The sequence below is a fragment of the Terribacillus sp. JSM ZJ617 genome (assembly GCF_044383785.1).
Lineage (GTDB): Bacteria > Bacillota > Bacilli > Bacillales > Amphibacillaceae > Terribacillus.
The window spans coordinates 791,272-808,445 of sequence record NZ_JBISEQ010000002.1; the positions used below are offsets into that span (position 1 = coordinate 791,272).

General features: G+C 39.2%; 19 protein-coding genes and 1 riboswitch. Of the genes, 6 read left to right on the forward strand and 13 right to left on the reverse strand.

Translation table 11 applies throughout. The annotated features are described in order from the left end of the window. Positions 1 to 7 precede the first annotated feature (7 nt). The 6 genes from ACH6C1_RS10330 to ACH6C1_RS10355 form a co-directional block, all read right to left on the reverse strand. Positions 8 to 1,351: a TRAP transporter large permease subunit gene (locus ACH6C1_RS10330; RefSeq protein ID WP_374076801.1), complete on the reverse strand. Its 1,344-nt coding sequence runs from the start codon at positions 1,349 to 1,351 to the stop codon at positions 8 to 10. A gap of 45 nt (positions 1,352 to 1,396) precedes the next feature. Beyond that, the gene (locus ACH6C1_RS10335; RefSeq protein WP_374076803.1) at positions 1,397 to 2,290 is read right to left on the reverse strand and encodes a DUF1932 domain-containing protein; all 894 of its coding nucleotides are present in this window, start codon (positions 2,288 to 2,290) and stop codon (positions 1,397 to 1,399) included. Positions 2,291 to 2,295: 5 nt separating this feature from the next. Next, entirely contained in the window at positions 2,296 to 2,973 is a 678-nt protein-coding gene (locus ACH6C1_RS10340; protein ID WP_374076805.1) for an RraA family protein, read from the reverse strand. A 147-nt stretch (positions 2,974 to 3,120) separates the two neighbouring features. Then, on the reverse strand, positions 3,121 to 3,972 hold the full coding sequence (locus tag ACH6C1_RS10345) for a MurR/RpiR family transcriptional regulator (protein WP_374076807.1): 852 nt from the start codon (positions 3,970 to 3,972) through the stop codon (positions 3,121 to 3,123). 229 nt (positions 3,973 to 4,201) lie between these two features. Continuing rightward, positions 4,202 to 4,516: a DMT family transporter gene (locus ACH6C1_RS10350; RefSeq protein ID WP_374076809.1), complete on the reverse strand. Its 315-nt coding sequence runs from the start codon at positions 4,514 to 4,516 to the stop codon at positions 4,202 to 4,204. Further along, a complete protein-coding gene (locus ACH6C1_RS10355) occupies positions 4,516 to 4,857 on the reverse strand; it encodes a DMT family transporter (RefSeq protein ID WP_095222378.1) in 342 nt (113 codons plus the stop codon). The genes ACH6C1_RS10350 and ACH6C1_RS10355 overlap by 1 nt, the downstream gene beginning before the upstream one ends. A 68-nt stretch (positions 4,858 to 4,925) precedes the next feature. Continuing rightward, positions 4,926 to 5,021: riboswitch (guanidine-I (ykkC/yxkD leader) on the reverse strand. Positions 5,022 to 5,189: 168 nt separating this feature from the next. Here ACH6C1_RS10355 and ACH6C1_RS10360 point away from each other — a divergent pair. Then, positions 5,190 to 5,825: a DUF1349 domain-containing protein gene (locus ACH6C1_RS10360; protein ID WP_374076812.1), complete on the forward strand. Its 636-nt coding sequence runs from the start codon at positions 5,190 to 5,192 to the stop codon at positions 5,823 to 5,825. Between the two features lie 495 nt (positions 5,826 to 6,320). On the opposite strand, the gene ACH6C1_RS10365 is transcribed toward ACH6C1_RS10360, so the two are convergent. Next, entirely contained in the window at positions 6,321 to 6,575 is a 255-nt protein-coding gene (locus tag ACH6C1_RS10365; protein ID WP_374076814.1) for an HPr family phosphocarrier protein, read from the reverse strand. Between the two features lie 121 nt (positions 6,576 to 6,696). Further along, positions 6,697 to 7,737, reverse strand: a complete 1,041-nt coding sequence (locus tag ACH6C1_RS10370; protein ID WP_374076816.1) for an NAD(P)-dependent alcohol dehydrogenase — start codon at positions 7,735 to 7,737, stop codon at positions 6,697 to 6,699. Between the two features lie 242 nt (positions 7,738 to 7,979). On the opposite strand from ACH6C1_RS10370, the gene ACH6C1_RS10375 reads away from it, so the two are divergent. Both ACH6C1_RS10375 and ACH6C1_RS10380 read left to right on the forward strand, forming a co-directional pair. Then, positions 7,980 to 8,396: a MerR family transcriptional regulator gene (locus tag ACH6C1_RS10375; RefSeq protein ID WP_374076818.1), complete on the forward strand. Its 417-nt coding sequence runs from the start codon at positions 7,980 to 7,982 to the stop codon at positions 8,394 to 8,396. Positions 8,397 to 8,585: 189 nt separating this feature from the next. Further along, positions 8,586 to 9,332 (forward strand): SDR family oxidoreductase, encoded by a 747-nt coding sequence (locus tag ACH6C1_RS10380; RefSeq protein ID WP_374076820.1) that lies wholly within the window; start codon positions 8,586 to 8,588, stop codon positions 9,330 to 9,332. A gap of 74 nt (positions 9,333 to 9,406) precedes the next feature. Here the strand turns inward: ACH6C1_RS10380 and ACH6C1_RS10385 are convergent, their stop codons facing one another. Next, a complete protein-coding gene (locus ACH6C1_RS10385) occupies positions 9,407 to 10,315 on the reverse strand; it encodes an AraC family transcriptional regulator (RefSeq protein ID WP_374076822.1) in 909 nt (302 codons plus the stop codon). Between the two features lie 180 nt (positions 10,316 to 10,495). Here ACH6C1_RS10385 and ACH6C1_RS10390 point away from each other — a divergent pair, with 180 nt between their 5' ends. After that, positions 10,496 to 11,476 carry an aldo/keto reductase gene (locus ACH6C1_RS10390; RefSeq protein ID WP_374076824.1) on the forward strand — a complete coding sequence of 327 codons (981 nt, stop codon included), beginning with the start codon at positions 10,496 to 10,498 and terminating at the stop codon, positions 11,474 to 11,476. A gap of 167 nt (positions 11,477 to 11,643) precedes the next feature. After that, positions 11,644 to 11,793: a hypothetical protein gene (locus tag ACH6C1_RS10395; protein WP_374076826.1), complete on the forward strand. Its 150-nt coding sequence runs from the start codon at positions 11,644 to 11,646 to the stop codon at positions 11,791 to 11,793. Positions 11,794 to 11,837: 44 nt separating this feature from the next. Here the strand turns inward: ACH6C1_RS10395 and ACH6C1_RS10400 are convergent, their stop codons facing one another. Together ACH6C1_RS10400 and ACH6C1_RS10405 are read right to left on the reverse strand one after the other, a co-directional pair. Further along, positions 11,838 to 12,686: an STAS domain-containing protein gene (locus ACH6C1_RS10400; RefSeq protein ID WP_374076828.1), complete on the reverse strand. Its 849-nt coding sequence runs from the start codon at positions 12,684 to 12,686 to the stop codon at positions 11,838 to 11,840. Between the two features lie 209 nt (positions 12,687 to 12,895). Beyond that, on the reverse strand, positions 12,896 to 13,795 hold the full coding sequence (locus tag ACH6C1_RS10405; protein WP_374076830.1) for a DMT family transporter: 900 nt from the start codon (positions 13,793 to 13,795) through the stop codon (positions 12,896 to 12,898). Positions 13,796 to 13,899: 104 nt separating this feature from the next. Between ACH6C1_RS10405 and ACH6C1_RS10410 the strand changes: the two genes are divergently transcribed. Continuing rightward, positions 13,900 to 14,790, forward strand: coding sequence for an AraC family transcriptional regulator (locus tag ACH6C1_RS10410; protein ID WP_374076832.1), 891 nt, complete (start codon positions 13,900 to 13,902; stop codon positions 14,788 to 14,790). Positions 14,791 to 14,898: 108 nt separating this feature from the next. Here the strand turns inward: ACH6C1_RS10410 and ACH6C1_RS10415 are convergent, their stop codons facing one another. Next, on the reverse strand, positions 14,899 to 15,648 hold the full coding sequence (locus tag ACH6C1_RS10415; RefSeq protein WP_374076834.1) for a GntR family transcriptional regulator: 750 nt from the start codon (positions 15,646 to 15,648) through the stop codon (positions 14,899 to 14,901). Between the two features lie 136 nt (positions 15,649 to 15,784). Then, positions 15,785 to 16,882 (reverse strand): tartrate dehydrogenase, encoded by a 1,098-nt coding sequence (locus tag ACH6C1_RS10420; RefSeq protein WP_374076836.1) that lies wholly within the window; start codon positions 16,880 to 16,882, stop codon positions 15,785 to 15,787. Between the last annotated feature and the right edge of the window lie 292 nt (positions 16,883 to 17,174).

Here is a 17,174-nt window from a genome sequence, read left to right on the forward strand (position 1 = left end):
ATCCCTTTTATACTGGTAATATCCCCATGCCGATCAGCCACCCGATTCCTACTATTGGCAGCATGTAATATACGATTAATGGTATGAAAGTTTTTTCCGGTCTTGCTCCTGCTAGTCCGGAGGCAATGAATATCGATCCTGAAGCTGGAGGTGAGGCCCCTTCAGTTGAAGAGAAGGCCAGTATGGCTACTACCGCCACCAATGGGTCTACTCCGGCAGAAGTTAAAGCAGAAAATGATACTAAACCAACTGCTGTAAGCGTGGCTGTAGAGGATAGCGGTCCTGCTACTAAAGTAACCAATATACCTACCATAAGGACCATCAGCCATTTTGGTATATCAAGAGAAGAAGTAATTTGACTAAGATCATTCGCAAGTCCTAATTGCGAGAGGACTTCACTGGCTGCTACTGCGAATAACATGAGCGCGCCAATCGTCGTAAACTGCGGTATAGCAGATGATAACATCCGTGACCAATTCACAAGTGAACCAGGTGTTTTGTTCCAGCCGATGATCAAACTTATAATCATGATAAGTATAGGTATCCAAGTGATCAATGAAATCTGATCCATTGCCTCTGGTCCAATATCAGGGTTGTTTTCCAGCGCTTCCGCAAGCGGACCGACAGTTACAAGTATAGGAATCAACGCACCGAGGAATATAAAAATGGATTTCCATCCTTGTTTAAGAGCTTCCCTGAACCCAACGATATCCTCTGATGGAAGAGCCTTGATACCATTTTTCTTAACGAGCAAGAATACTAAAATCATTCGGTAAATAACTTGGTAAGCACCTCCGATCAAAAGAGCAATATACAAGTCCCCCTCTGCAACCACTGCTCCTATCGGTGCAAATCCAAGCATGATGAACATGGAAGAATTCGGTGGCAATGCAGCGCCTAAACCGCCATTACCAGCCAGGATAGTCGCTGTCGTCTCACGGCTCCATCCGGATCTAATCATCCATTGTGCAGTAATTGATCCAGTTGTAGCGGTATTGGCTGAATTGGATCCTGAAAGAGCGCCAAGAATGGCAGAACCTACCGTACTCATGTAGGCTGCACCACCTGGCAGCTTTCCTATGAGTGAGTTGAATATACGTAAAAGAGCTTGAATCAAGTTGAGCTGATCAACTAAGAAAGCCATGAAAACAAAGGCAACAGCAGCGTATAATACTTCATAAGTAGAGGCAAATACTAAACCTTCCCAAAATAATCTTGGAGCCTCAGTTCCTCCAAATAAAACAGTGGCAACGAATCCTAGAAACATCGCTTCACCCATGTTGCGCTTTACTATTACATTCCAGATGATAATAACTGCTATAAACACAACCAGTGCGATAAAACCTGTCATTTGGTCTCCCTCCCCGTGGTCTCTGTTTTTTAAAACGCTTACATTCTAAATGTGATATACTTCGTTTTCCTTCATTAGCAACGCAAGGACTTCTTCCCAAGTGTCTGGCTTTTTTCCTTTATATTTTTCGGAAATATTTAAATCAGCTAGACGTTCCAATTTCTTCTGTGCAGCAATCGACATACTCGCATCTAAATTCGATTCCTGCAGCATCTCGATTGAACCGCTCAATTCCACTGCCCGTCTTTGCGCGTGAAGTGCACTTCCTGTTACAAGCCGGTTCATTGTTTCAACAAAAGTCTTGGCATTCATTGTTTCGTTAATAGAACGAATGGCCGGTTCTTCAACTCCATATGTCTTAGCTGCTTCTAAAAATTCAACCATCAAACCAACGACGCCTTTCATATAGATGCTTCTTATAAGTTTAAGAGCTGAAGCATCTCCAGGATTATCACTTATTTTAGTGATTTGCATGCCGTATCCCGCTAAATTTTTTATAAAGGAATCTGTCCCGTTTCCACTTGCCGAGAATGGTACCTTATGTTTATAAACAGGTAGTGGCCCTAGCATCGCTGCATCTACAAACAAAGAGCCTCCATCCTCTACTACACTGGCTACCTGTTTCTTGATTTCTGGTGTGGCAGCAGATACATCGACATAAATCAAATCATCCTTAAAGCTATCGGTTAGTGATTGTGCTGCTTCTAACGTCTTGTTGGCAGGTACTGCAGCAATAACAATTGTACAAATCTCCAATACTTCATTAGCACTTGCCAGCAGCTCTACATTTGCTTTGGAAGCTCTGTCTCTTATACGTTCGGAAAGATTCACATCATCTAAAAGTGGATCAAATGCATAGAATCTTTCAATGCCTTCACTATGCAGTCCGGATGCCATTTCATAAGCAGCTTCTCCAAACCCGACAAAACCTAACTTCATATCTCTCAACCCCTATTTTTGTATTGTTTCATTTTACTTTCCAGCCATTTCGGTGCTAAAGACTTTGGATCAGGATGTTCCTGATGAGAATACTGGGCAATTGCTTCCAGGCGTTTTTTTTCATAAGACAATTTTTCTGACGCCTTCATAAGTACTTCGTCAATTTTATCGACTGGTACGATAACTACACCATCATCATCCGCTACAACTAAATCACCTGGCGCAACACGGACCCCCCCGCAAGAGATGACTTCATTTATCTCCCCTGGACCATCTTTGAAAGGACCATTCGGATTAAACCCCTTACTGTATATAGGAAATTTCAGCTCTTCCAGTGCTTTTTTATCTCTTACAAGTCCATCAATGACTATACCTTCTACTCCGATGGCTTGGGCTGAACTAGCCATAAGTTCTCCTAAGTAAGCATTATTTGTGTGTCCTTTTCCATCGACTACCAGTACAAGTCCCTCCCTTGCCGAATAGATAGCTTCATGAAGAAATAAATTATCTCCAGGTCTTAAGCTCACTGTCATAGCTGTTCCCACAAATTCCATACCAGTGCTTACTGGTTTGATGCGGTAATCCATCGAACCTGTACAGCCCATCACATCGGCAAGAAGTGTTGTATTCAACTTTTTTGCTCGCTCGATCAGTTCATTTGGTAATAACGATACACTTTCCATATCTAATCTCCTTTCGTAACAAATATTACTTAAATTAAAATTAAGGTAATATACATTACTTTGATAACGCGATCATACCATTCTATCCCATTCCGGTAAAGCGCTTTCACGGAAAAATATTCAAAATAAAAATGAGTTACCGCACAATTAACGTTTTGTGTGGTAACTCATTTTTGTAAGGATTTCATTGATTTTATCAAGTCTAGGCTTGGTTCTTTCCGGATAATTGATAGCTAAAGCACTTAGAATGTAGTCTACAATAAAAATGGCTGACACTATGGAATTATGAGAAGCTGCACTCGCTGAAGAACAAGGTAAAATCAAATCAGCATACTTTGTCATTGGAGAAGAATAACCATCGGTAATCAGAATGATTTCAGTACCACAGGACTTAGCTACTTCTAACATATTTGCGATTCGTTCAGCATACCGCGGATAGCTCACGGCTATTATTAAATCCGACGAAGTAAGACTGACGGATTCATCAACCCATTCACTTTTATCCGCATCAATATACCTGCAATTCCCTAAAATCCTGTTTATCCCAAATGATATGTATTCTCCTACTGGTCTTCCGCTCCGTACACTTGTACATAAAATATTATCTGATGCCGCTATCTTTTCTATTATTTCCTGTAAAGTACTCTCAGCTATATTGTCTAAGGAATATTGGATATTTTCTAATTGCAATTCAGCATGCTGCTGCAAAAAATCGCTTTTATCAGCATCCTTCAAATTGGCCTCTAACCTAGTTTGAGGAGCAGCTTTATGCTTCATGTTTGCTTGAAGTTCCCTTTGTAGTTCTGAAAAGCCGGAATAGCCAACTGCTGCCGAAAATCTCATTATAGTAGCTGTACTTGTTCCTACAGTTGAAGCTAATTTATCAACAGTAAGAAATGCAACTTCCATGGGATGCTGTACAACATAATCAGCAATTCTCCGTTGTGCTTCTGTTAGTTCGAATGCCTTGGTTTGCAATCTATGAATTAGGTCTCCCAATGTATCACCTGCTCCTGATGAGATATGACATGAGTTCTTCCTACGTCACCCGTCAATTATAAATCCTACCTGTATGATAACACTTATAAAAAAATTCCCAAAGCAGGATTCCGCTTGAGTAGTTTTATATCATATTAAGTTAACGGTACATCGCAGGCTTCCCTAATTACATCCCCAACAATAAGCAGTCCACTCCAAACTGGGAGGATGCCAATTTGGAGCTGACTTATTAAGAAACCAGTTTTAATCCTACTGCTGCACCCAGTACCATGGCAATAAACAAAATCCTTTTCCAATCCTTTGATTCATTAAAGAATAACATCCCCACAATCGCTCCGCCAGAAGCACCAATTCCTGTCCACACGGCATAGGCTGTGCCCATAGGCAGGCTTTCCATCGCTATAGAAAGAAAAAGAAAGCTGGCACCGAATCCAAGAATCAGGAAGACTGCTGGTTTCCAGCTTTTATCCTTATGCAGTTTATTTATCATTGCTACACCAAACATTTCAAACAGTCCTGCTAAAATTAAAAATGTCCACGCCATTACTGTTCTGCCCCCTCTGCTTCATGATCCTTCGTTACTAGTTTCAATCCAATGACCCCTGCAAGTAATAAAGCTACAAGCAAGAACTTATTAAGAACGAATGGCTGCTCAAAGAAGAGAATTTCCGAGAAAAAGGTACCTGCTGTTCCCAGTCCTACAAATACAGCATAAACCGTCCCGACAGGTATATAGCGCCCAGCCCTAATCATCAGATAAAAGCTAATCGCGATCGCTATTATAGTTCCAATCCATTCCAAGACACCACTTGCATGCTTTAATCCAATAACCCATAAGACTTCAAAAACTGCTGCAATGATTACCATGAACCAATGTTTGTTCAATTCTTCCACCTCCGAATTTTAGTTTGTCCATGAAAAGAAAAAAAGCCTGGGAGTAACTGATAAACAGTTTCTCCCAGGCTTTTATCCTTCCGTGACACAGTGAATACTGTGAGTTTTCTCTCGGACCAGACCAGCCAAGCTGCGGAACCCTAGAAAACATTTAGCAATATTCAATTCACTACATTGTATAAGGTCTTACTTAAGAAATCAAGTCATATTTGAATCAAATGGACAGGTCAGTTAATAGAGTATATTACCCTATTCTAACGTGGAGACAGGGAAAGTATAATCATAATGAAATGCTAAAAAATGAAAAATTTGGAGGAATCAAGATGGTGAAATCAGTTCTTTTAGATGAGAAATTCAAAAGTAGAGAATTAAGTAATTTACTCCGATGGCATAATGAACCGAGTAAATGGTCTATAGATACGACGAGTTCCCAATTAGTTTTAGAAACCGATGAGGAAACTGATTTCTGGCAAAAAACACATTATGGCTTTGAAAATGATAACGGGCATTTTCTATATATAAAGACAAATAAGAACTTTAGAATGACCACAAAAGTTAAAGCTATGCCAAATTCAAAATATGACCATGCAGGATTAATGATTCGCCACTCCAAAAACACCTGGGTTAAATCCTCCTTAGAATATATAACACCTAATTTGAGTAAGCTTGGCGCAGTAGTTACAAATAGAGGGTATTCCGATTGGTCAACACAATATGTCAAGGATAAAGAGATTGACTTATACTTACGTTTATCGAGGATCAATCAAAATTGTTATGTCGACTTTTCCTGGGATGGCGAAGAATGGATGCAAATGCGCATCGCTCATTTAGATCTTCCAGACGACTCCCCTATTGCAGCTGGATTATTTGCATGCAGTCCCCAAGGCAAGGATCAGACTGTGCGTTTTGATTTTCTAGCTATAGAAGAGCTTTCTGACCCAAACGAAGCTTACTTATAATAAATGTTCAACCATGCTGCCATGGTGCAGCTTTTTTAAATAAGAATACACACGGCTTATTTTTAATGTCATTAAAATCATGATTCATGATTTCAACTAGTTTTAAATTCTATGTTCTGATATCCAAATATCAAAATGCAGCAATTCCTGAATTATATTGCTGCTGTATGTTCCCAATGCCTCATAAAGTTCCTGCTAGCCGCTCCATGAGAGACAGCTAAAACAACTTCCTTATCTTCTTCCATGATTTTTGGCAGCTGGCTGCAATTCTTTCTGCTGAGACTTCCTTCCATGCAGACATAAAAAAAGAACGCTTCGAATACTTCTTAGTTTCAAATCGTTCCTTTTATATACATTCATTAGCTTGTCATCTCATGCAGCTGTGTTTGAGGCAAGCTATATCCGGATGTCTTGCTTTTTTACCTTAAAAATCTCAATTGAAGTCACAGTTTAATTTGCATTTTGACTCAGCCAAAATTTATGTGCCCGGTATTTCTATTTATCTATAAGGAAACTCTTCAGCGTATCAAAGGTAACATGCTCATCACACCCATTCACCATCAGGGTGATTTCATCACCATCCTTAACATTCAAATCCATCACTCTCATGAGCTTCTTTCCATCACTGGACATCCCGTTTTTAGTAAGGATTACATCACTAGTAAAGGAACATGCTTTATCAACAAATATTGCCGTGTTCCTTGCCTGTAATCCTCGGTGAAGTTTTACAGTTATTTTAGTGACCAGCATAAGTTACACCTTCCTCAGGAACTTTTCGTAAGTTTCATCATCACCTGTACTAGCTTCATATCAAAATAGGATGTCCCAGAGTAGAACAACGGGACATCCTTAAAATTAAAAGTTACAAATGTTACAACGTACTGTTGTCGATAACAAAGCGATACTTTACATCTGAAGCCAGAACACGTTGATAGGCTTCGTCGATTTGGTCAGCTGCTATCAATTCAATTTCCGGAGCAATATTATGTTCTGCACAGAAATCTAACATTTCTTGTGTCTCGCGGATTCCTCCGATCAAGGAACCTGCAAACGAGCGACGATGACCGATGAGAGACTGAACGTTTAACGACAACGGATCAGCTGGAGCGCCGACATTAACCATAGTGCCATCAAGATTTAGTAAGGAGAGATATGCATTCAGATCGATCTTTGCACTAACTGTGTTAATAATTAAGTCAAAAGATCCCGCAAGTTTGTCGAATGTTTCTGGATCACTTGTGGCATAGTAGTTGCTCGCACCAAATTGCAGGCCATCTTCTTTTTTCTTCAATGATTGTGATAGAACAGTCACTTCTGCACCCATTGCATGTGCAATCTTGACAGCCATATGGCCTAGACCACCTAAACCAACAACTGCAATTTTTTTACCTGGTCCAGCTCCCCAGTGATTTAGTGGAGAAAATGTCGTGATACCAGCGCAAAGCAACGGAGCTGCAGCATCAAGTTCAATATTATCTGGGATACTTACAACGAATTCTTCCGTTACAACGATGTGGGAAGAATAGCCTCCCTGTGTAGGTTCGCCATATTTATCCACGCCAGCGTAAGTTGGGATATTTCCTTTATGGCAATATTGCTCTTCGCCTTTTACACAATTTTCACATTCTCCGCATGAGTCAACCATGCACCCGACGCCTACTCTGTCACCGATCTTATATTTAGTAACTTCTGAACCGATATCTGTCACGATCCCTGCGATTTCATGTCCAGGTACAAGCGGATAGTTTACTGGTCCCCACTCTCCATGAGCAGTATGTATGTCAGAGTGGCAAATTCCGGCAAACTTGATTTCGATTAAAACGTCATGTAAATCAAGATCACGTCTTTCAATTTCAGCAGCTCTAAAGGGTTTGTCTGGACCGTCAACAGCGCGTGCTTTAGCGATAACCATTTAGATATCCTCCAATAAAGTTTATAGTTTCAGAGAATAACATGGACAGACTTTATCCTTTCTTCTCTTGTAAACAATTGTAATCTTTAGAGTCAACTCTAAGTCAAGCATCTGAGTAAATATTTTCATCACTTTATATTTAACCCTTCTTCACTTTGACGTTCATGAAATCCTATGATAGAATCCTTCCTATTCATAGAGTGAACTCGAAGTCTATATATTTATGGAAAAGGAGAGCTACGATGAAGACATATACGATCAGTGAAGCAGCAAAGGAATTAAATGTTACAGCATACACCTTGCGTTACTATGACAAGGAAGGATTGATGCCTTTTGTCGAACGTACAGCAAGCGGCCAGCGTTTATTTAAAGAATCCGATATTGCAGCTTTAAATATCATTGAATGCTTGAAATCAACTGGTATGCCGATAAAGGAAATAAAGACCTTCATTGATTGGTGTACAGATGGAGATGTTACGTTGCAGCAGAGATTTGACATGTTTATGGAACGAAAATCCGTGGTGGAAAAACAGATGGAAGAATTAAAAGAAACAATGAGACTTATCGAGCATAAATGCTTTTATTACAAAACTGCCTTAGAAGCTGGTACGGAGGATATACATAAAAACGACAAAATTGAAATTCCAGCTGCTCCTTAATAGAACGAGCCATCCGTATTGTAAAAATACAGATGGCTCTTTTTTATAACTAATGCTCCCTTCTGACATCATAAAACTCAGGAGCAAAACAGATTAAACAAATGCTTTCTTAAAAATATGAAACCTCTCTCTTGCTTTAGAGCTGACTCTAGGGTGTAGACTCAACGTATTCACAAAGGAGGAATAAATATGACCATCGAAAATAAAGTAGTTATCATCACTGGAGCTTCATCTGGAATTGGGGAAGCAACAGCAAAATTATTGGCTGGCCAAGGGGCTAAAGTTGTTTTAGGAGCTCGCCGCGAAGACAAACTAAAAGCATTAACGGAAGAAATTCAAAAAACTGGCGGACAAGCTGCTTATCGCGTCACAGATGTGGTTAATCCAGATGATAGTCAGCAGCTTGTACAACTAGCAAAAGACACTTTTGGCGGTGTAGATGTTATCTTCCTGAATGCTGGATTAATGCCAAATTCACCATTATCAGCATTGAAAACGGATGAGTGGAACAGTATGATTGATGTTAATCTTAAAGGTGTATTAAATGGTATCGCAGCAGTACTGCCAACCTTCACTGCACAAAAATCCGGACATATCATCACTACTTCTTCAGTCGCTGGACTTAAGGCTTACCCAGGTGGGGCAGTATATGGTGCAACAAAATGGGCTGTCCGTGATTTGACGGAAGTTCTGCGTATGGAATCTGCTCAAGAGGGTACAAACATTCGCACAGCAACTATTTACCCTGCCGCAATCAACACAGAATTGCTCGATACTATTACGGATAAAAACACTTCTGAAGGCATGACTGCACTGTACCAACAATATGGTATAACTCCTGATCGAATTGCAAATATTGTTGCTTTTGCGATGGATCAGCCCAAAGATACAAACATTAACGAATTCACAGTCGGACCAACCAGCCAGCCTTGGTAAGGTATTGATTAGACACAAACTAGATAAACAGGCTGTCGGAAAGACCTCGACAGCTTGTTTTTTCTTTTCAAAACTCAGACTTTTTCCATCGAATCCTCCCTTAGTCTCTTTATATCTTCTCTAGGTGAAAAACCAAACATCCGGGCATATTCGCGGGTGAATTGAGATTGACTTTCATAACCTACTCGAAAAGCCGCTTCCGCTATATCCGGTAACTCAGCTAATAACAAACGCCTGGCTTCCTGCAACCGCAACTGCTTTTGAAACTGAATCGGACTCATTGAAGTTACTTCTTTAAAATGCCGATGAAGAGAAGAGATACTCATATTCGCTATCTCCGCTAAATCTTCTATTCGGAAAGACTTATCAAAGTCAGAAATGATATATTCAATTACATTTCTAATTCGGACAGCATTGCTGCCTTCTAAAGCCATTTGTTCAAGTGCGTTCCCATTTGGTCCCTGCAAAACCCAGTACAGTATTTCCTTCTTACATAATGGAGCGAGTATCGGGATATGCTTCGGGCTGTCTAACAAACTAGCTAGCCTAATTACCGCATCTAACAAAGAGGAGTCTGAATTACCGATAAACATGGCTCGTTTTGTATCACGTTTCTTCCCGGATCTTGTGTCTGTTTCATTAAGGATCTCTAAGATTTCGTTTGGTGTAAATTCAAGTTTGAGGGCCAAATAGGGATAATCATTTGATGCATGAATGACTTGCCCTGTTACTGGCAGCTCTACAGATGCCACGATGTAATTTCCTGGTCCATATCTAAAGCATTCTTCCCCCAGCCACACCTCTTTTTCTCCTTGGACAATAATGCAAAAAGAAGTCTCGTTAACTCTAGCTATAGGTTCGCTGATCAAGGATTCGCGGATGAGAAATAACGATTCGATAGAAGTAGGATGAACACCATCTTGACCGGTTTGTTTGCTGATAAGTCTGCTCAGTACTTGCTGCTTTTCAGATTTCTTTCTCATGTCGTATTTGCCATCCCTTCTATTTTAGATGTGTTCATTTTAATTGATATTTTTTTACTTTGAAAGGCTTTTGAGAGGATCAGGCAAAAACTTGATATGAATGGGTTTCATGTTTAATTAGTCTATATGAGACAATCATAGAGACGGTAATAAACAAAATATAAAAGGAGGCTTATATAAATGGAATATATAAAATTAGGAAATACGGGTTTAGATGTCTCTAGATTCTGTCTCGGGTGTATGAGTTTTGGTGAAGCAGAAAAATGGATTCATCAGTGGGTTCTTAATGAAGAGCAAAGCCGCTCTATTATTAAAAAAGCACTTGATCTTGGAATCAATTTTTTTGATACAGCTAATGTGTATTCGATGGGAACCAGTGAAGAATTCCTAGGTCGAGCTTTAAAGGATTATGCCAATCGCGACGAGGTTGTGTTAGCAACAAAGGTTCACGGACGTATGCACAAAGGTCCAAATGGTGCAGGGCTTTCCCGAAAAGCCATCATGAGCGAAATTGATAGAAGCCTTAAAAGACTCGGAACAGATTATATAGACCTTTATATCATCCATCGCTGGGACTACAATACCCCTATCGAAGAAACAATGGAAGCAGTGCACGATGTCGTGAAAGCTGGAAAAGCAAGATATATCGGTGCTTCTGCCATGTACGCTTGGCAATTCCAAAAAGCATTACACGTAGCAGAGAAAAATAATTGGACACGCTTTGTATCGATGCAGAATCACTATAACCTCTTATACCGTGAAGAAGAACGGGAAATGCTTCCTCTCTGCAAAGAAGAAAAAATAGGAGTGACTCCTTACAGCCCGCTTGCCTCCGGAAGATTGACACGTGATTGGGCAGAAACAACATATCGCTCCAAAACGGACCAAATCCAAAAATCCAAATATAATGCAACTTCTGATGCAGACAAATTGGTGGCAGAACGAGTAGCCTCACTGGCAGAAAAACATAGTGTTCCTCGTATCCATATTGCGCTGGCTTGGCTGCATTCAAAAGAAAACATTACAGCCCCGATTATCGGCGCTACGAAAATATCCCATCTTGAAGATGCTGTAGGTTCTTTATCACTTAAACTAACAGCTGCAGATATTGCCTTTCTCGAAGAACCCTATGTACCACATTCCATAGTTGGGCCTAATTAAATATTTATCAAAGCAATCCAATCTTATAAAATAGGAGATTGGGTTGCTTTTATTTTAAATAAATAAAAGATGGGGAATGAAATATGTAAAGTTTCCCTCAATTAGAAATAAAGGTTTGAGGTAATCAAATATTGGGCAAAGTATTAAGGTTGGGGGGAAGGCAAGAAATGCGCTTAAATGAAAAGAAATTAATCTACAGAGAGCTTGCCAATCTAATGCATGATTTCGGTAGATGTCCAGATGAATCTATAAAAAAACATATAAACCAAGACATAGCACTTTTAAAAGAAGCAATTCAATATAAAGCAAAAAAATAACTCTCCATTTATATTAAACGAAAAATGGAGAGTTTCTTTCTGTCTTAGTTCAATATATATCTGTCTACGGCAGCTTTTAAAGAATGCGTAGTTTTAACATCAAAACCAATTCCTAATTGCGTTGCAGTCTGCGCTATTTCAGGTCTTATACCAGATAAAATAGTTTCTACTCCCAGCAGCTTCAAAGAGTTGACTATATTAAATATACGGTGAGCAACCATTGTATCGATGATTACCACACCTGACATGTCAATGAATAAGTAATCCACTCCCAATTTCGCACACTGCGATAGAACATTATCCATCATATACTTAGCCCTGTTTGTATCAATATCACCTACAAGGGGAAGCAGTGCAACTTCTGGAGTCAATGAAATAACTGGGGTACTAAGCTCCAGGATCATTGCTTGCTGTGCAGCCAGCTTGAATTCTGCTTGCTTTGCATTCTCTCTAGTAAACCAGACAATAATCTGATTAAAAGCGCTAGAAATCTTTCTTGTATAACTAAGTGTTTCCTTACCGCATAAATCATGTTCTGCCACAAAGTCTTCCAATAGCTCCAAATATAATGATTCCGTTCTATTGAATTCATCAATAATATCATCTATCGGTGTAATTAAATGCTGCTCATCTTTTGATATCTCCACTATCCATTCCTCGAATAGCTCATAAGATAGAGGATTTTCCGGATCAAATAACTCACAGAAACGGATATGGAAACCTTTATTTTGTTCTTTTAATACATCAATAACTGCTTGATCATCAGAACCATAAACCCCTTCTGTCTTTTTAAGTCCTGCAAACCAAGCATCATTCAATTTATCTATATTATCGCAAAGAAAATTATATAATTCTTTATCTGCTGCTACTTGCAGTTTTTTCTCATTTGCCATAGAAACGTCTCCCTGAGTTTTATATGTACGACACCTCATTCTATCATTTGTCACAGCAATTGCCTACAAAAGCCATTCTCCACTCTTAATTTCGTCACAAAATTACGCTGAAATATCTATTAATCTCATCGTGTAGAACTAAGTAATCCAAACTATTCCAAAGTGATTTCCTCACTTTTCCGGATTTTAGCTTAAGCAATTTAAGCTTGCTACTTCCTGTCATCCTTCACTATAGATAAGATTGTAATAGTACTTAAAATTAATATCGTGCCTATCCACTCGGCTAATCCAAATGGTATATGAAACCACAAGATCGAAAGAAATGTTGCAGACAATGGTTCCACAGAAGCCAGCAGACTCACTTTGGAAGCTGCAATATGTGTTGTGCTTTCCAGGTAAAAATAAAAAGCAATTATCGTGCCGAAAATGATGACAAATAGCACAGCTGCTAGAGAAGATAATGTCCAATCCCCTTGTACCTTCCATGGTGGATGTATGAAGCTGAAACTAACACCACCAATCAGCATGCCCCAACCAACAACAATCTTCGATCCCCAGTCCGCAAGCAGTCTTAAGGGCTGTAAAGTATAAAAACTCAAAGCAAATGCTGAAGCAACGCCCCAAAATACGGCCCACCCTGACACGGAAAGAGATTGAAGGTTAGCTCCTGTAACTAAAAGAAATGTACCTATAATAGCTATTACGACAGATATAATAATTGTAAATGATGGCAGACGTCTTGATCGCAAAGCCAAATAACATGTGATGAGTGCTGGCGCTAAATACTGAAGAATGGTTGCGGTCGCTGCGTTACCGTGTTCAATTGCGGCAAAGTATGTATACTGTACTGCAAGCATTCCTAGTATCCCAAATAAAATAATACGTAGCGCACCATTTTTACTTGTCCAGACCCCCCATACTTTTTCCCCTTCTTTTATATAAGCAATCGTCAATAAGATGACTCCTGCAACAAGAAGTCTTGCCACTGTAAGCCACTCCGTACTGAATCCTTTCACCTGGAATAGAAATTGAGCTACCGTTCCAGAAACACCCCATAAAGTAGCTCCGGTGAGCACTAAGACTATACCTAACACGCGACTATCTTTCACCTGATAACCTCCTCATTCTGTTACAATAGTGTCATCATAAATAAAAGAACAGCAATTTAATACTAAATTTGTATATAAAATTATAACTATATTGAGGTAACAGCATGCAAATCAGAGATTTCTTGATCACTCCGCAATTAGAAGAATTAACTCAGCACAAAACAGTTCAATTGCCTGTAGCATGTTATGAGACAACCATTAAACAAAATGTACATGGACATATTCCACTTCATTGGCATAATGAGATTCAATTTGTGCTGGTTACGAACGGCAAGGCTTTTTTTCAGATAAATGAAGAGGAAGTGGTCGTTCAAAAAGGGGAAGGAATTTTTATAAATAGCGGCTGTCTGCACAGAGCAGATGATCAAACTGCATCAGACTGTGTTTATATATGCTTAAATGCTTCGCCCCTCACACTGCTAACACAGGACCTGCACGCTAAATATGTGCATCCCTATATCCAAGCGACAAATCTGGCTTATGTAAAGATAGGAACAGATGGAGATTGGGACAAAAACATTTTAAGGGCCGTGATGGAAATCCACCAATTAATCGAGCAAAAATCACCTTATTTTGAGATAAGTGTCCTCCATCACCTTAATTTCATATGGCAAAACTTAATCATGAACGGAATACCATTGGAACACAAAGAAACAGAAATAGTAAAGAATCAGCGCATGAAACAAATGCTTATTTATATTCATGCTCATTTTAATGAGAGAATAACTTTATCTGATATCGCAAAAGCCGGTCAATTAAGCCGTTCCGAAACCTGTCGATATTTCCAGCGAATAGTGAAACAATCCCCTTTGAGTTATGTAATGGATTATCGTATTAAAAGAAGCCTGCTCCTGCTGCAGGATCCAAATACAAGTGTCACGGATGTGGGTTATCAAGTAGGCTTTAATAGTACTAGCTATTTTATTGCTAAATTTCGCGAGTCTGTTGGTATGACACCACTGGCATATAAGAAAGAAAAGAAGCAGCTATTATAACTACCATAAAACTGTTATTGTTTCGCTTTTGAGAAAAAAAAGAAACACAAAAAACCTGTATATTTACAGGTTTTTTCCTCTTTTGGTGATATCATTGTGAGTTGTACATTAGTTTTGTGTTTGATTTTCTACCACTCCGAGTATTTCATTACGTGCACGATTCCTGTGTGATTGCATTAAAACACTCGCTGCATTACCGTCTTTAGCCCTCATACATGCAATGATCGCCTTATGCTCAACTATTGAGTGAAAAGGTAGTGGACGGTAGTCAACAGTTAATAAACGCGCTCTGTATAGTTGATCTGAATGCGTATCTATAACGGCTCTAAGTCGTTTGTTTTTCGCATAATCGATAATTAAATGATGAAACTCATCATCTAATATTGCCCATTGCTTCAGATTATTTTGCTCTAGCGCCTGTTCCTGCTGTTCAATCAGACCTTCCAGTTCGCTTATCTCTGCTTCACCAACCTTTTCAGTAGCTAGGCTTACCGCTAGACCATCTAGCGTTTCTACAATTTCATAAATCTGTTTGAGATCTTCTGACTCAATCGGCTTTACTATGAATCCCCGCCTAGGAACCAGCCTCACCATGCCTTCTGTTTCAAGACGTACAAGCGCTTCTCTAACTGGAGTACGACTCATCTGCAATACTTCAGCCATTTCTCTTTCCAATATTGTTGTTCCAGGACGAAGAATTAAATCGCGGATAGATAGCCGAACAATCTGATAGGCTCTTTGCGGCAAACGGTATTCATCAAGGCCATTGATATTATTGATGAGGAGTGATATTTCCTTCTCGATACTTGTAACATTTAAGGAATCTTCTTTATCTTTTTCAGTTGGATTCTTTTTCATATTTGTCACCTATTCCATTATGATTGTTCGTGTTGTTTAAAATATATCATTAACCCTAATTAGAATCATCTCAAATTATATTTCAATTTAAGAAGAAAAGGCTGTGGATTTTTGAGAAACCCACAGCCTTTTCTTCTTAAATTTCTGCTTTCACTTTAGAAAGGTTCTCTATAATAGCATCCGTTATCTCATCTGTGTTGTATGAACCTCCAAGGTCTCGAGTAAGAATTCCTTGGCGTGTCGTTTCTGCAATTGCTTTATTGATAAGTTCTGCTTCCTCTTTTAAACCTAGGTGTTCCAGCATTAGTGCAGCACTTCCAATTGCACCGATTGGGTTGGATATACCTTGACCCGCGATGTCAGGTGCAGAGCCGTGGACTGACTCGAACATACTAGGGGTATTTCCTTCAGGATTAATATTTGCACTGGCAGCTAATCCCAAGCTTCCTGCAAGAGCGCTGCCTAAATCTGATAGAATATCAGCGAATAAATTGGAAGCGACTACTACTTCTAGCTCCTCTGGTTTCAATACAAATTGCGCCGCTGCTGCATCAACTAACCATTGGTCTGTCTCTACGTCAGGATAATCTTTACTCACACGTGCAAACACTTCATCCCAAAGTACCATCCCATATTGTTGCGCGTTACTTTTTGTGATACTCGTTACTTTTTTTCTTTTACGCGTACGAGCCAGATCAAAGGCATATCGGATAATTCGCTCACAGCCGTGCTCTGTGAATAATGCGGACTGTACAGCAACTTCTTTTCCAGGACCTCGTCCAGAGAAATTACGACCGCCTATACCTGAATATTCACCCTCGGAGTTTTCTCTGATTAAAATCCAGTTAAGAGAATCAACATCCGGATGATTTAGCCTTCTTGGAACACCAGGCAGAAATTCAATAGGACGGATATTAGCCCACTGATCAAAGCCTTGGCAGATTGCTAAACGTAATCCCCATAAGCTAATATGATCTGGCACACCAGGAAATCCAACAGCACCAAAATAAATGGCATCGTACCCTCTTAGTCTTTCAACGCCGTCATCTTCCATCATCTTCCCATTCTCTAGGTAATATTCACAACCCCAAGGAAAGAAATCGCTTTCAAATTTAAACTTACCGTTTGATGCTTCTGCCAAATTATTAATTACACGGAGACCTGCTCCTACCACTTCCGTACCTATGCCATCACCAGGAATCACCGCTAAACGAAATTTCTTTGTTTCACTCATTTGTTCTTCCTCCTTGTTTATACAACTTTTTCAGGCAATTGGAATGACTTGCATCTTAATAATTCATATACTAGATAACGTATACGTTAATGTCAATGATTTTTTGATCATTTGAAAATTAATATGAGTTATAATTGTATAATCAATCTTTAAAAATACATATTTCCATAAATCTAATTATTGTTTTAAAGAGTTTTTTACACTCATCTTAGATATGGATGCATTTATTTAAGAATAAATCTCGAGATATTCAATTGACATTTATGTATACATTAATATACAATTCGTTTAA

Bases quoted from the DNA above. Each gene is read 5' to 3' on its own strand.
- ACH6C1_RS10330 (WP_374076801.1), bottom strand. From the start codon at position 1,351: ATGACAGGTTTTATCGCACTGGTTGTGTTTATAGCAGTTATTATCATC.
- ACH6C1_RS10335 (WP_374076803.1), bottom strand. From the start codon at position 2,290: ATGAAGTTAGGTTTTGTCGGGTTTGGAGAAGCTGCTTATGAAATGGCA.
- ACH6C1_RS10340 (WP_374076805.1), bottom strand. From the start codon at position 2,973: ATGGAAAGTGTATCGTTATTACCAAATGAACTGATCGAGCGAGCAAAA.
- ACH6C1_RS10350 (WP_374076809.1), bottom strand. From the start codon at position 4,516: ATGGCGTGGACATTTTTAATTTTAGCAGGACTGTTTGAAATGTTTGGT.
- ACH6C1_RS10360 (WP_374076812.1), top strand. From the start codon at position 5,190: ATGGTGAAATCAGTTCTTTTAGATGAGAAATTCAAAAGTAGAGAATTA.
- ACH6C1_RS10365 (WP_374076814.1), bottom strand. From the start codon at position 6,575: ATGCTGGTCACTAAAATAACTGTAAAACTTCACCGAGGATTACAGGCA.
- ACH6C1_RS10370 (WP_374076816.1), bottom strand. From the start codon at position 7,737: ATGGTTATCGCTAAAGCACGCGCTGTTGACGGTCCAGACAAACCCTTT.
- ACH6C1_RS10375 (WP_374076818.1), top strand. From the start codon at position 7,980: ATGAAGACATATACGATCAGTGAAGCAGCAAAGGAATTAAATGTTACA.
- ACH6C1_RS10380 (WP_374076820.1), top strand. From the start codon at position 8,586: ATGACCATCGAAAATAAAGTAGTTATCATCACTGGAGCTTCATCTGGA.
- ACH6C1_RS10385 (WP_374076822.1), bottom strand. From the start codon at position 10,315: ATGAGAAAGAAATCTGAAAAGCAGCAAGTACTGAGCAGACTTATCAGC.
- ACH6C1_RS10390 (WP_374076824.1), top strand. From the start codon at position 10,496: ATGGAATATATAAAATTAGGAAATACGGGTTTAGATGTCTCTAGATTC.
- ACH6C1_RS10395 (WP_374076826.1), top strand. From the start codon at position 11,644: ATGCGCTTAAATGAAAAGAAATTAATCTACAGAGAGCTTGCCAATCTA.
- ACH6C1_RS10400 (WP_374076828.1), bottom strand. From the start codon at position 12,686: ATGGCAAATGAGAAAAAACTGCAAGTAGCAGCAGATAAAGAATTATAT.
- ACH6C1_RS10410 (WP_374076832.1), top strand. From the start codon at position 13,900: ATGCAAATCAGAGATTTCTTGATCACTCCGCAATTAGAAGAATTAACT.
- ACH6C1_RS10415 (WP_374076834.1), bottom strand. From the start codon at position 15,648: ATGAAAAAGAATCCAACTGAAAAAGATAAAGAAGATTCCTTAAATGTT.
- ACH6C1_RS10420 (WP_374076836.1), bottom strand. From the start codon at position 16,882: ATGAGTGAAACAAAGAAATTTCGTTTAGCGGTGATTCCTGGTGATGGC.